The organism is Gallintestinimicrobium propionicum, assembly GCF_025567525.1.
Taxonomy (GTDB): Bacteria; Bacillota; Clostridia; order Lachnospirales; family Lachnospiraceae; genus Gallintestinimicrobium; species Gallintestinimicrobium propionicum.
The window spans coordinates 1-14,852 of sequence record NZ_JAOQJY010000019.1; the positions used below are offsets into that span (position 1 = coordinate 1).

At 39.6% G+C, this 14,852-nt stretch carries 13 protein-coding genes; all 13 read left to right on the forward strand.

Translation table 11 applies throughout. The annotated features are described in order from the left end of the window. Positions 1-183: 183 nt before the first annotated feature. The 13 genes from OCV62_RS13260 (at position 184) to OCV62_RS13320 (ending at position 14,848) form a co-directional block, all read left to right on the forward strand. A complete protein-coding gene (locus tag OCV62_RS13260; RefSeq protein WP_021915587.1) occupies positions 184-621 on the forward strand; it encodes an RNA polymerase sigma factor in 438 nt (145 codons plus the stop codon). A 184-nt stretch (positions 622-805) separates the two neighbouring features. Beyond that, positions 806-1,978 (forward strand): hypothetical protein, encoded by a 1,173-nt coding sequence (locus tag OCV62_RS13265; protein ID WP_262587205.1) that lies wholly within the window; start codon positions 806-808, stop codon positions 1,976-1,978. A gap of 147 nt (positions 1,979-2,125) precedes the next feature. Beyond that, complete coding sequence (locus OCV62_RS13270) at positions 2,126-4,420, forward strand: glycoside hydrolase domain-containing protein (protein WP_262587207.1); 2,295 nt, start codon at positions 2,126-2,128, stop codon at positions 4,418-4,420. Between the two features lie 351 nt (positions 4,421-4,771). Further along, positions 4,772-5,281: a sigma-70 RNA polymerase sigma factor region 4 domain-containing protein gene (locus OCV62_RS13275; protein WP_262587210.1), complete on the forward strand. Its 510-nt coding sequence runs from the start codon at positions 4,772-4,774 to the stop codon at positions 5,279-5,281. A gap of 522 nt (positions 5,282-5,803) precedes the next feature. Continuing rightward, positions 5,804-6,265, forward strand: a complete 462-nt coding sequence (locus OCV62_RS13280) for a type II toxin-antitoxin system PemK/MazF family toxin (RefSeq protein ID WP_288837196.1) — start codon at positions 5,804-5,806, stop codon at positions 6,263-6,265. 27 nt (positions 6,266-6,292) lie between these two features. After that, the gene (locus tag OCV62_RS13285) at positions 6,293-6,700 is read left to right on the forward strand and encodes a hypothetical protein (RefSeq protein WP_262587214.1); all 408 of its coding nucleotides are present in this window, start codon (positions 6,293-6,295) and stop codon (positions 6,698-6,700) included. Between the two features lie 79 nt (positions 6,701-6,779). Further along, on the forward strand, positions 6,780-7,037 hold the full coding sequence (locus tag OCV62_RS18305) for an SHOCT domain-containing protein (RefSeq protein WP_262587216.1): 258 nt from the start codon (positions 6,780-6,782) through the stop codon (positions 7,035-7,037). Next, complete coding sequence (locus tag OCV62_RS13295) at positions 7,037-8,659, forward strand: recombinase family protein (protein WP_262587290.1); 1,623 nt, start codon at positions 7,037-7,039, stop codon at positions 8,657-8,659. The genes OCV62_RS18305 and OCV62_RS13295 overlap by 1 nt, the downstream gene beginning before the upstream one ends. Further along, a complete protein-coding gene (locus tag OCV62_RS13300; protein ID WP_262587217.1) occupies positions 8,646-9,578 on the forward strand; it encodes a recombinase family protein in 933 nt (310 codons plus the stop codon). Before OCV62_RS13295 ends, OCV62_RS13300 begins: the two co-directional genes overlap by 14 nt. Next, a complete protein-coding gene (locus tag OCV62_RS13305) occupies positions 9,578-11,224 on the forward strand; it encodes a recombinase family protein (protein WP_262587219.1) in 1,647 nt (548 codons plus the stop codon). The genes OCV62_RS13300 and OCV62_RS13305 overlap by 1 nt, the downstream gene beginning before the upstream one ends. Before the next feature lie 171 nt (positions 11,225-11,395). Continuing rightward, positions 11,396-12,208 carry a PD-(D/E)XK nuclease family transposase gene (locus OCV62_RS13310; protein ID WP_262587221.1) on the forward strand — a complete coding sequence of 271 codons (813 nt, stop codon included), beginning with the start codon at positions 11,396-11,398 and terminating at the stop codon, positions 12,206-12,208. A gap of 155 nt (positions 12,209-12,363) precedes the next feature. Further along, entirely contained in the window at positions 12,364-13,419 is a 1,056-nt protein-coding gene (locus tag OCV62_RS13315) for a hypothetical protein (RefSeq protein ID WP_262587222.1), read from the forward strand. 64 nt (positions 13,420-13,483) lie between these two features. Beyond that, complete coding sequence (locus OCV62_RS13320; protein WP_262587223.1) at positions 13,484-14,848, forward strand: SEC-C metal-binding domain-containing protein; 1,365 nt, start codon at positions 13,484-13,486, stop codon at positions 14,846-14,848. Positions 14,849-14,852 lie beyond the last annotated feature (4 nt).

Below are 14,852 nucleotides of genomic sequence, written 5' to 3' on the forward strand. Positions count from 1 at the left end.
GAATTACCGGAATATATGGCGCTCATTCTCCGGAATGGTGGCTCTCAAAGTCCGGACAGGTGGCTCAGAGATCCCCGGAATAATCAGAGAAAGATACAAAATCGTCAGAAAATATAACGACAGATGATAAGAAAAAATCCTTACTATAACTTTAAATATTTGTAGACATATAGGGGGGATATAATGAAGAAGTTTTATATTAGAATTAATGGTGAATTAATGGAAGTGGATTATAAAGTGTATAGAGAATATTATTATGGAAAAAGAAAAGAGAAATATTTCATGTTTGATTTAAAATGGGGAGGAATAAAGCAAAAAGGAGGAAAAAATAAATTAGTTAGAGAAATTTCGCTAGAGTCTCTTTGGGAAAAAGGAATAGAGATTTCGACAGATGATACAGTATGGAGTATTATTGAAAAGGAGATTGATTTAGAAAAATTATATGTGGCAATACATCGTTTAGATATATGGGAAAAGATTGTGTTGCAAAAGATATTCTGGGAAGGATTGAGTGAAAAAAGAATAGCAGAGGAATTAAATATTTCAAGATCAACTTTGAATTATAGAAAGGGAAAAATATATAAAAAAATTCGTGAGGAAGTAGAAAAAGGTAAATATTGAAACATGTGATATGGAAGTTTAAGGAATATTTCTTGAGATTTATAAAAAGTTATGAGATCAGATATGATGGGAAAAAAAGAAAAGAGTATTTCAGGATTTTGCGTTTGGTGATATATTACTATTATATACAAGAATTATAAAATAAAGAAGGGTGGGCACGACATTTTCAGAACTTATTTGTGCCATGAGCGAAGTGAAAGGGATGATAAAAAATATGAAAAATGAATGGTTGACATTTTTTTTTATACTGATCGCAGGATTATTAACTAGTTGTTCGATGCCAAATGCAGTTGAATCTACAGTATCTGTAGATAATGCAGAAGAAGATATCATTTTGCCAGATGATATTTTTGAGGCGCCTGAATATGAATATATTATCAATAATCCCTTTAATTCTTATGTAAAACATTTTAATGAAACAACATATGCTGCTACTCCGGATGGACTCTATGCTCAAAAAGATGATACGAAAGGGTGGGAATTGATTGATGTTGGATGTATCGGAATGGGAGATGAATTTAATGGAGATTTGTATTACAGCTGTGATAATCTAGTAAAGCGACTTAATTTGAATACACATGAAATTTCGACGCTCTGTGACAGTGAGGAGGCAATATATAAAATTACATTTGAACAATGGAATGGCGAAAATCATATCTATTTTTTTGCGGAATCAGGGTGTGTGCAGGAGGCTCTTTTGGACGAAAATGGAGAAATACTGGAATTGGTACCGTTTGATGAAACTACGAATTATCAGGAATATAACAGCAGATACCGATATAAGATTTCCTATCCAGAAAGTGTAAAAAACGACCCTTATTGGGATTTATCTTTTAGTGTAGACCTCATTGATACCTGTTTTAGTCGGAAATATTGGAATGGTACAAATTTCTTTTCTGTCCATGCTTCAATGTCTGGCAATACAGATATACGATTTATGAGAGCCTATCGGTTTAATTTTTCCGAAAGAAGAGGAGAAATTATTGAATATGGAAAATGTTATGATAAATGCATAGCGACTAATTGGGGACTTGTATTTTTTGATGAGCATCAACATGATAGGATTCATCTTATGTCACTTGATGGTAAACGAGAAAAGATTCTGTGGAATCGGAATGAAGAACATTTTGATTTTATCACATTTGATGATGATTACTTATATGGATTTTATGAAAAGGATGAAAAGGCTTATGTTGGTAGGATTTCTTTTCAAACAGAAGATTTTGAAATTCTTTTCTCTAAATCTGAAGATTATGAACATTTTGATATATTAAATGATCATATTTATTATTTGGATTCGAATAGTCAGCTTAAATGTCAGGATATTCAATCTGGAGAAATAACATATATTGGTTGATTAACCCTAATGGGAAAATTTTTTAACAGAGAAATGATTCAAAATCATTTCTCTGTTTTTAATTATTTTTTATGTTTACAATTTTTTACATAAGTTCTTATTTATTTATAGCTGCGCAGCTAAAATAAATAAGAAGGAGAAATAAAAATGGATTTGAAAGTTTTAGAAGTGCAAAAATGGTTAAATTTGACCTATGGGAATCACCCGGATTTCCCGGCTGTCACAGAGGATGGTCTCACTGGAAATTCAACGATTAAAGCGTTGATCAGAGGGCTTCAGATTGAAGCTGGTGTAAAGGTTGATGGTGTTCTTGGATCGGGGTCTTTAGCTGCCATTGGAACGATTTCGCCATCGTTGGACACCAGTGTGCAGACGAATCGTAATAAAGTGTATATCGCACAGGGCGGTTTATATTGCAAGGACTATAATCCCAAAGGATTCGACGGGATTTATGGTAGTGGTATGATTGAAAAAGTAAGGGAATTTGAAACAGATGCAGGTTTTATATCTACTACAGGAAATATCACACCTAAACTTTTAAAAGCGATTCTTAATACCGAGAATTTTCGACTTGATGAAGAAAAAGGTGATCATCAAATCCGAACGATTCAGCAGGCATTAAATCGTTCTTACAGTAATTACATGGACCTTATTCCATGTAATGGGATTTATGGAAAATTTACAAATAAGGGACTTATACGAGCGCTGCAGCATGAAATTGGAGAAACAGTAGATGGTGTTTTTGGCAGCGGGACGATGTCAAAATGTCCTACTATTAAGCGTGGTGGGGCTGCATCTAAATCAGTTGTTCTCATTTTACAATATGCCCTTTGTTGTAATAAATTTAATCCAAATCAACTTGACGGTGTTTTTGGAGCTGGTGCTGAAAGAGCTGTTAAAGAATTTCAGGAATTTGTAGGACTTATTGCTGATGGAATTGCCGGGAAAGACACGTGGGCTTCCCTTTTGACCAGTTCAGGAAATCCTAATAGAAAGGGAACAGGATGTGATCGTGCACATCCATTAACAAAAGAAATTGCCAGCGCATTAGCAGCAGATGGACGTAAAGTTATTGGCAGATATATCGGTGGCGGTCTTTGGAAACGTTTAAAGCGCGAAGAAATTGAAATTATTACAGAAACCGGAATGGATATTTTTCCGATTTACCAGACAGAAGGTAACCATAGTGGCTATTTTACATCTGCTAAAGGACGCACAGATGCTGCTACTGCAATTTCAAATGCCCAGAAATTAGGATTTCCTTCAAGGACTACCATTTATTTTTGCGTCGATTTTGATGCGCTGGAAACAGATATTAAAAATAGCATTCTTCCTTATTTTGAAGCTGTTTTTAAATTGTTTTCTGATACAGGACGTAATCCTAAAAATTACAAAGTTGGTGTTTATGGACCAAGAAATGTATGTATACAGGTAAGCGATAAAGGCTATGCTATAAGCAGCTTTGTGTCGGATATGTCAACTGGTTATAGCGGAAATTTAGGATATTTACTTCCGTCTAATTGGATGTTTGATCAAATTTCTACAGTAAAGTACACGGTCAATGGAAGTACTATTGAAATAGATAATTTGATCGTATCCAAAAATTATAGAAAAATGGCGCCATTTGATCCGGAAGAAGTTCCAGAACCTGAATCGACTTCTCTCTTTAAAATGGATAATGCTGTTCTTAGCGAAAAAGATCGTAATATTGAGATCGCACTAGAATGTATCAATTATCGGCTTAAAGAAGAAGAAAAGGCGAAGGATACGGTTAATTCCATCAAATTTGATCTTCAGGAAATTAGGCGTAAGGATGAATATCAGTACTGCTATGAGAATTTTGGAGATGATAAAGGTCGCTTTATTTTCCCTTTTCCAACTCAGAGTCCAGAGGAAAAATATACTTTAAAAGTAGAACATTATGAAAAATATACTGCTGAGAGGATTAAGGCACTGAATGGAGGAGGTAAACTTGCAGAGTTTGCGTCAAGTTTTTTTGGCACGGTAGGTTCCGTACTTTCATATTTAATGAAATACGCAGATATGGAGCGCAATGGCGAAGATGTTACGTTAAAGCAGCTTATCTATAATGCGGTGGATATATTTGTTCCGGGAACGGATGTTTTGTTGAAAAATTTATATTTTCCGACTCTTTCAGAAAAAGAAGATATTCTTTTCTCAACATTATATACAGTGCTCAGTAATGATACGCTGTATCATGATATCGTTACCGATTCGACACCATATTATATAACACCTTACAACTATCGCCCTGGAGATTCAGGTTCCGGAGATGATGGTCAAAAATCTTTTAAAATTTATGCAGGAGATAGTTTGGTTCAGGTAAGTGTAACGAAAGGCGGTAAGCACTTAGGCGATTATTATGTATACCTCAGAGATTATATTCCTAGGTGCATCTGGTATTATAAAGCTACTATTTAGGATGATTTAAAGATAGCTTTATTCTGACAAAAATGTAAACCAGGTAAGAAATCTTGTTTTAAAGGTTTCTTGCCTGGTTTTTTTATGGTACGTTCAGCAGTGTACAGTTCTGATAAATAGAAGTTGTAATTTTGACATAAGTGGTTCTCTTGTGTAAAAAGCTATTATTATCCGGCAGTGGTGAGATCAAAAAGAGAATATTAGAAATAATGTAAACAAAATTATTTGTATTTTTGGCACTTTCCTTTCTTTAACGGCTAATAAGTGAAGGGTTTTTATTGGAAGAAGAGACGGAATGAGGAGGACCGTGTATCAATTTAGAATCCATAAAATAATGGAGGAAATATACGAATGAAAATTATTTGGCGTGCCTGTTCTGTTTTAAAGACATGGAGGAACTCTATGGCGAAAGCAGGCAGGCTGCCGGATTTTCGGAAGATGTATCCGGAGGCCAGTGAAGAAATCATTTCAGTTTTGAAGGAAACAGAAAGGAAGATGCAGTATCAGGAATACGATCTGAAAGCAGAACAGGCGGTACTTGACCGAAAAACAGGAAGAGTAAGCATTCTGCCCGGAAGGGAGGATTCCCTTGACAGGATGATGGAAGCGGGGCTGTTCCCGGACAGAGGGGAACAGGATATTGAGGCGGAAATATGTAGCAGACTTCAATATGAAAAATTGCACAGAGCGATCAGACAGCTGGAAAAACGGGAACAATACCTGATTATCCAGCTGTTTTTTTGCGGACGCAGTGAGAGGGAGCTGGCAGGGGAGCTTTGTGTTTCACAGAATGCCATAAATAAGCAGAGGGGGAGGATTTTGCAGAAACTGAGAAAAATTTTACAGAATTTGTCATTTTAGGGTTGTCAGAAGGCTTTCCCAACGTGGATATAAGTAGGAGGAAAAAACTCCAGATATTTTCCGGCGTGTAAGCAGGACATGCGGCGGGAGAGCGAACATTGACAAGTCCATAACCGGCAGCATAAATACGTTAGCTGTTCAGCCCGGAAGGGAAAGCATGGCGGAGGAGGCGCGGCGACCATCTGCAGGCAGGAAAGATGCCTGTTAAACAAGATGACATCAAAGATGCAGAGCGGAAACAATCCATCCCTGGTCAGCCTGTGGCGGGCTGTTTGCAATGACCTGAACAGCCTATTATGATACTTCCGTCCAGTCACAGCCCTGCACGCGGGTGCGGGAACACGCAATGAGGGCGGCTCGGGGAGAACCTCGGAGGGGCATAAAACCCATGACAGCCAGAAGCCATGGCTGGTTTATGACTGCCGCCCAAGGGCGCAGAGCGTCCGATCCCGGGATGTAGTGTCAAATAGGGATATTGAGGAAACTGTTGATGAAGAACAGGCACGGCAGTTGATATAGATAATGGCGGCGGTTTTAGCCGCCGCCGTTTCAAAGGCTGTGCAGGAAGGAGAAAGGATGATCAAGAGGGGTGATGTTTACTGGGCAGATCTGCAGCCGACAGTTGGAAGCGAACAGGGCGGGGTACGGCCTGTGATGATCTTACAAAATGATAAAGGAAATTATTTTAGTAGTACGGTCATTATTGCACCGATGACGGCCAAGACGGGGAAACATAATCTTCCGATCCATGTGACGGTGTATGCAGGGGAAGCTGGAATTGGAAGAACGTCAATGGTGCTGCTGGAACAGATCCGGGTGCTGGATAAAAGCAGGTTGGGCGAATACATAGGGCATTTGGAAGCTGGTAGGATGAAAGATGTGGAATATGCAATGGCGGTCAGCTTAGGGCTGTTTGATGATAGTGGGATTGAAGAGGAGTTTGGCAGGGAACAGGTGGAATATGAGCAGTTTCTGCATATGTAATAGAAAGTGACGGGAGGCACAAAAGGGATGAACAAAGGGGAAGAAAAGAAAATCCATGAAATTTTAGAATCAGGCAGTATTGGGTACGCCTATCTTTTTGATGCGAAAGCAAGAAAAACCCTGGAAAAAGTAGTGTCTCTGGAGCCGGAAAATCTGGCGGCATTGTTCAGAAAGTATGGGACAGAGATGGAGTGGATGTCTGTGACGGATATGAGGGATAGAATGGTGCTGCGTGCAGCAAGTGGAAAAATCAGTTCTTGTAAGGATGAGGAAATGCGTCGGGAGATAGAGCAGCATCTGACAGCATTGTTATCGGCAGGAGAGAAAGCGACAAAGGTGCTGGAGGTAGATAAAAAAGCGGCAGACCAATACTTTGGGGAAGAGGATCAGGCAGTGACATGGGCGGAATACGGGATGGAGATCTGGTTAAGATAATATTTTGACGGTATATGGAAGCAGCAAAAGCAGATGATTCCTCCACCCAGCATTGAGAAAAAATTAGGAGGGGTTTAGTTTGGAGAAAAAAGAGAGCAGGGAATTAAGTTATAAGCTGGCTGTGAAGCTGTTGGATCTGATGTTGAAAAATGGTTTTTTATTGCCGGAGGAGTATGAAAAAATTGATGCTTTAAACCGTCTAACATTTAAACCGGAACTTTCCAAAGTATATGCTGAAAGCACTAGATATCCAGCAAAAATTGTGGTATTGTGTGGTGCTAACAGGAGGGGGAATTTTAAAGAGGGTATATCTGAAGATGGAGGAAAAGGAAAGTGATGGTAAAAAAGGAAAAGAAAGTCACACGGATTGATCCGGTCCGTACCATACAGTCCCTTGAACAAACACAGGAAAAACGAGTTTGTGCATATTGCAGGATCAGCACAGATTCTGAAGATCAGAAGCATTCGCTGGAAGCTCAAGTGGCATACTACAGTCGGCTCATTGGAGAGCGAAACAACTGGATTTTTTCAGGTATCTATGCGGATGAGGACAGGAGCGGAACAAAGTTGAATGGTCGGGATGAATTTCAGAAGATGATGCAGGACTGCCGGCGGGGACAGCATGATTATATTATCACAAAATCAGTCACACGATTTGCAAGAAATACGGTAGACAGTATTCAGGCGATTCGTGAATTAAAGGCTCTTGGAATAGGAATATATTTTGAAAAGGAACGGGTTGATACCCTTTCTGAAAAAAGTGAACAGCTTCTTACTATCTTAAGTTCCATTGCGCAAGGGGAATCAGAGAATATTTCTGCAAATGTCAGATGGTCTGTGGTACGGAGATTTCAAAATGGTACCTTTATTATCAGTGATCCTGCGTATGGATATTGTAAAGATCCAGATGGAAATCTGATCATTGAACCGAAGGAAGCGGCAGTAGTACGGAGGATTTTTGAAGCATATCTGGGGGGAATGGGTTCCTATACAATTGCTCAGAGCTTACAGAAGGAGGGAATCCCTACTAGCCGGAAGTCAAATGGATGGCAGGAGGGAACCGTCAAAGAAATTCTTAAAAATCCGGTTTACGAAGGGGATCTGCTTTTACAGAAGACTTGTACTACAGAAGGTATACCATTTAGAACGAAACGGAACCATGGAGAACTTCCTCAATATCTGATCAGGGATAACCATGAACCTATTATCAGCAGAGAAGAAGCGGAAGCAGTTCGTAAGCTCTGTACATATCGAAAGGAACAGCAGTGTGTCAAGGACTCAGAGGCATATCAGAACCGTTATGCATTTAGCAGCCGGATTCGGTGTGGGGTGTGCGGCAGCATATTCCGCAGGCAAAAACTATACATAGGAAAATCTTATGAAAAAGTCCAGTGGTGCTGCCATAAACATATTCAGGATAGGAAAGCCTGTGGTCAAAAGGCAATCCGAGAAGAAAATATTGAACGTTTGTTTACCAAGATGTGGAACCGGATGGCAGGAAATTATGAGGAAATATTGATGCCTTTACTGGCTGGGCTTAAAGCAGTCCCAAGAGATCCAAAGCAGGAAAGGGAGATTCGGAAGTTAAATTATCAAATAGAGGAATTGAGAAAGCAGAGCTACATGTTGCGGCAGGTCCTGGTGGACGGCAATATTGGCTCTGCTGTTTTTATAGAAAGGCGGAACCAGCTGGATTCAGAATTGGAAACGCTAATCCATAGGCGGCAGCTTTTAGAGGCGGATCAGTTCTTTGAACAGGAGATCATGCAAACAGAATATCTGCTGACTGTATTTCGGAGCCGCCCAACCAGAATGGAAAATTATGAAGAAGAAGCATTTTTGATGATCATTGACCATGCAACGGTATATCCGGGGCAGAAAATCCGGTTCTGCCTGAAAAATGGATTGGAGCTGGAAGAGTCATTGGAGGAAGGGGGATTGGAAGATGGCAGGAATTAAACGGCAAAAGCGTTTTCCAATCGGATATCGAATTCAAAATGGCAGGGCAGAGGTTGTCCCGGAAGAGGCAGAGTTGGTACAACGTATTTTTCGGGATTATTTGGAAGGATCTACCACTTATGGAATTGCAAAGTGGATGACAGAGTTGGGAGTGCTGAATGCAAACGGACATCCTTCATGGAGTCATGCCTCTATCGGAAATTTGCTGAAGAACCCAAGATATTGCGGGGATGAATATTATCCGCCAATTATTTCAAAGGAGTTGTTTCTGCAGGTACAGGAGAGACGGGAAAATAGAACCAGCCAGCTGGGACGCAGGTATCATCCAAACAGTCATGCAGGCAAGGGCATTTTGAATGGAAAGATCTTTTGCGGAACGTGTGGATTAGAATATCGAAAATATGCGAAGAAGCGGCAAAAGCCCGGAGAAGATAAATGGTGCTGGAAATGTTCCAAGTATCAGAATGGGAGGAAGGTATCCTGCGGAAACCGGATTCTGTCAGAGGAGCAGATAAAAAATGCAGCACTAACAGCCATGAATCTGGTGGTGGAGCATCCGGAACTGGCACAGGAGGTTCAGAAAGAGAGCGCAGCAGTGGAAACACCCAAATACAGGAAGCTGACAAGACAGATTGAAGAACTTCTGCAGATTGAAGAGTTTTCGGCAGAAGAGATCAAAACATTGCTTTACGAGAGGGCAATGGAACAGTATCAATCTGCAGAGATAGAAAGCCGCGCTTATTATGGAAGGAAGATTGAAGAAATCCTGTGCAGAGGTGGAAAACAGGAATATTTTAATGAAAAATGCTTTCAAAAGACAGTGGAGAAAATCATGGTTTTTAAGAATGGAACCATGGATGTACATATGAAGAATGGAGTCGTAATCCAGATAAAAGAAGATGGAGGCGGGAAGCAGTGATGGAGGCAAGTATAAAAAAGAACATATCGATCATACCGGCAAAACCGGCGTATGACCGGAGCATCCGGCCGCAAATGCGAACCCTTCGGGTGGCAGCCTACTGCCGTGTCAGCACCCTGATGGAACAGCAGGAATCCAGTTATGAAGCTCAGGTACAATATTATACAGAGAAAATCAAAAGCAATCCGAACTGGAAACTGGCAGGGATTTATGCAGATGACGGAAAGAGCGCGACAAGTACCAGAAAAAGAGCGGATTTCCAGTCCATGATCGATGACTGCATGGCAGGAAAGATTGACATGGTCATTACAAAATCCATCAGCCGTTTTGCCAGAAATACCGTAGACTCCCTGACAAATATCCGGAAGCTAAAAGAAAAGAACATTGCTGTATTTTTTGAAAAAGAGGGGATTAACACTCTGGAGGGAAGCGGGGAACTGCTGATTACGATCCTGAGCAGCCAGGCACAGGAGGAAAGCCGGAATATCAGCGAAAACTGTCACTGGGGAATTGTGAGACGGTTTGAAGCAGGACAGGTTATTGTCAACCACAATAAGTTCCTTGGATATACGAAGGATAAGGACGGAAATCTGGTGGTAGTACCGGAAGAGGCGGAACTGGTGCGGAGAATATACAGGCTTTTTCTGGAGGGGAACAGCAGCTATAGGATTAAAAGAATCCTGGAATCAGAGGGGATCAGGACAGTGACCGGCAATACCGTATGGCAGGCAACCGTGATTGATAAGATGCTGACCAATGAGAAATACATGGGGGATGCCCTCCTGCAGAAGACCTATACCGTAGATTTTCTGACGAAGAAGAAGGTAGTCAATAAGGGGATTGTTCCCCAGTATTATATAGAGGATGACCATGAAGCCATCATACCAAAAGAATTATTTTACCGGGTACAGGAGGAGAAAGCCAGACGAGGAAATATTTACCGGGCAGCCATCAAGAAAAAGAGGGGAGAGGAGAAGAGTAAGTACAGCGGCAAGTATGCGCTGTCGGGTCTGATGATCTGCGCAGAATGCGGACAGCCCTACCGGAGGCAGGTGTGGTCTAAATATGGAAAGAAAAGCGCTGTGTGGAGATGTGATAACCGGTTGAAACATGGTTCCGAGCGGTGTAAAAATTCCCCGACATTAAAAGAGGAAATCCTTCATGAAGCCATCATGATGGCAATTGGCAAGGTGGTAGAGGATCAGGGCGAATTTGTGCAGGCATTCCGTGAAAACGTGATCCGGATTATCGGAAGCTATGGAAACAAAGCAAAACCGACAGAATACAATACAGAGATTCAGGAACTGGAGAAGCATCTGATGTCGCTGATTGAGGAAAGTGCCAAAGGAAACTGCGGAGAGGAAGATTTTGATCGGGAATACCGGAGAGTTACGGCGCATCTGAAGGAGTTGAGAAAGAGAAAAGAACAGTCCAGGAAGGAACAACGTCTGGCAGAAGCCTATGATCAGAGAGCTGGAGAGGTGGACGATTATATAAGGAAAGCAGGGGTACTGAGCAGGGAATTTGATAATGATCTGGTGTGGAGGCTGATCCAGACGGTTAAGGTTATTAATCAGAATAAGATCGAGCTTCAGTTCCGGTCGGGGATCGTGATGGTGCAGAGGCTGGATAAGTGGGAAAATTAGAAATTGATATCAGGAAAGAAATACGGGAACCGTCGGGTTAAAAATATAAAATCTAAACATAAAATGAGGCAGAGCGAACCTTGCAACAGAAGTGTGCCTGTGATAAAATTTAAGTATGATAGGGAAAGTATATGCTTCTGATAAAAACAGGCAGAGAAAGGAAGCAGAGAGATGAGTAAGGATTGGGAAGAAAAGTTCAGACCGGAAGATCTGCAGAGAATCCGTGGATTTCGTCTGATGGATGATGACTTTATGTCAAAATGTTTTGAGGAAAATATCGAATGTACGGAACTGGTGCTGCAGATTGTGCTTGGCAGAGATGATTTGAAGGTGGAAAAGGTAGCAATCCAGCATCAGCTTAAAAATCTGCAGGGCAGATCAATTATTTTTGATATTTATGCGACGGATCATGCCGGAAAAAGATATAATGTAGAAATCCAGAGAGCAGATCGCGGTGCGGGAGCAAAGAGAGCCAGATATCACAGCAGTTTGATCGATGCTAATGTGACTGAGCCGGGAGAAAAGCTGGAAAATCTGGTGGAAACTTATGTAATCTTTATTACAGAGCATGATGTGCTGGGAAAGGGAAAACCGATTTATCATATTGACCGGGTAATCAAAGAAACTGGTGAGAACTTTGGCGATGAGGCACATATTTTATATGTGAATGGCGAATACCGGGATGAATCGCCCATAGGGACCCTGATGCATGATTTTTCCTGTACAAATGCGAAGGATATAAAGTATAGAACATTGGCTGAACGTGTAAGATATTTCAAGGAAGATGAGAAAGGAGTGGCAGCTATGTGTAAGGCGATGGAAGATATGCGGGATGAGGCTGCTTTGGCAGCACGGTTAGCGGAAAGAAAAGAAGTGGCAAGCAGACTTTTGAAAAAAGGTGCGATGTCTTTTGAGGAGATTGCTGAGATTTCTCAGTTATCTGTAGAGGAGGTTCGTGCATTGGCGGGTAAAAGAGGGGCTTGATTTAGTGATAAATTACAAATAAGATTGATTTTGTAGTAAAAAATGATAGAAGGGTTGCCGGAAGGTGGTAACCCTTTTATTAGTTAAAGCGTATTATAATTGCTTAACGGGAAGGTTTAAGTTTAAGAATCAAATATGTAAGCGGAGGAGAAAAAGTGATTTTATATCATATAACATCACTAGAGAAACCAATTCAGAGTATTTTGATTCCCAAGATACCAGATGAAACAGAAATAGGTGAGAATTATACAGAAAAGAGAATCTGTTTAGCGCCTAGTATTCTGGAATGTCTTAAATCAGCGGAAATCGTAAACAAATTTGATGATGAAGTAGGATTGGTTAGAGTTTATAAGGTTAAAATTAATGAAGATGATCCAAATCTGGTCGGTTGGAATAAACTATATGAAGAAGGACTTGTGCCAGATGCAGCACTAACACATGAGTATTGGTATAAAAAGCCAATTATGCCTATTGAATGTAGTGTTTATAGAGTTTCGGGATGGACAAAAAAAGAATATATTATAGTGGATGCTGTTCAAAAAGAACAGATTAAAAAGATTTTATTTGAAATGAAATTATACGATGGGCAGATTGAGAAATGGAGTGCTTTTGATATAGTTAATTATTGGCTGCCACTTCATGGAGAAATTTGGGTCGAGAGGTTCAAACAGAGATTAGTGCATAGTGTTATTGATTATACTCCTGAGAGTGCTAAGATGTATGAGTCGCTGTTTGGTGAAAAACCAAAATTGTCACATGAGGAGCAAGATTTTCATATAAATAAATATTTGGAAACGTGTACAATAGTAAAAGAAAGTAGTATGGAAAAAACGGATTTATTCCAATTTGAAAAATGTTATAGTGAGGAAATTAAAATATACAAAAAAGAATACAAATTGATATTAGCATGGGAATTTATTTTACCAGATTTTGTCTGGAGGAATAATGCTTATTTGTGGAAAATAAAAGACAGTTTTGGAAATATAACTGCATTTTTATACTACTTTATTGAACAGAGTGGAAAGTATAATATTTCATGTTTAGAAGTTGTACCTTTTATGAGAAATCAGGGAATGGGTGAGAAAATCATAAAACAATTTTTTGATATGAACAGCATCAATCCAAGAGATATTCGTGTAGAACCACCGAATTTGGCAACGGCTAAATTTTGGAGAAAATGTGGTGTTGAATGTTCTTGCCCAGAAGAGTGATTAAATATGGGTGAAAGAAAATTTGGAATGATATTAAAATAGACTACACGAGGAGGAACATGGGGTGGTATACAATTGTTTTATAAGATGTCATGTCTGTGGCAGTATAACACGAGTCAGGTTACAAGTTGGTTGGCAGGAGGAACATCCAATTGTCGTAGCGTGTAGAAAATGTGGGATTTCTTTAAATGGAAAAGTTAAAATAGGGCAGGATATGCCGGGATTGGAATTCAGTTTTGAGAATGCAGAAATTCTAAGAGAGGATGAATCGGCAGATTATGTTGTTGAATGTTCCGGAGAATTTCCAACTAAAAAGCTAAGTACTGATGAGAGAGAGTTTGTACCATCTCCATTTATGAGAAACCAAAGTCGAATGCAGGAGAATAATGGATATGAGAAATTTACAAGAAGTGTATCCAGATTAATGGAAACTGCACAGAACTGGGCACAATATAAAAGAATATTGGATTTGTCTCAGAACGGAAATAAAGGCTATCTAATTCAAGAGGTGAAGAAACTGATTCCAGAGCAGTTTGCTCCAGGAACTAATGAGTTGGAAATTTTAAGAGCGGTGCATCTGGTAGAGATTATGGGATTTATTACACCGTTGAGGGATGATGTTATTTCAGAACATGAAGTAAGTGATAGTGTGCTAAAGTTGGATTTTGATCAGATAAGAGAATTGATAGAGTATTTAAATGCTCATGAAGGATATAGATTGGAAGATTTGCAATCTACAATCTATCAAATGCTGAGCGAGTTTATTGAGGTTTATCAATACTTGATCCCAGCATTTGCTACTCAGTTTTGTAAAGCAGATAGCATCGACTTTGCAGAGGAAGGATCGACAACAAGCAGTTTTGATTTGGTAAAACAGTTTTATTTAGATGTATATGAAGCTTTGGGAAATATATTAATTTTACCAGTTGCGTTAAACAACATAAAGTTTCGAGGAAATTTCAAGAAAGTCAAACCTGGATTAGAAAGAAGAGTTAATTCTTTGGACGATTTCTTTGGGCTTTCCAAAGCAAATAGATATCACTTATGTGATAGTGAAGAAATTTATACGGAGTATTTGCAGGTTATCATTAATGCGAAATTGCGCAATGCAATAGGACATAATGATGTTAAATATGATGCGATTTCTCAACAAATAACATATATACCAGATCCTAAAGATAGATTGAAGAGTAGGACAGAATACCTTTTGGAATTTGAAAACGAAGCATTACACTTATTCCAGGCAATCTTGGTGATTGCAGAATATCTGTATAAGATAAAAGAATTTGCATTGATCGATAAAGGACATAGGCCAGCAGAATTGGGTATGCCATCAAAGAAGTTGAAAACCGGAAGAAACGATTTGTGTCCTTGTGGAAGCGGAAAGAAATTTAAAAAGTGTTGTTTAGGGAAAGGTTTATATGATTGAATAT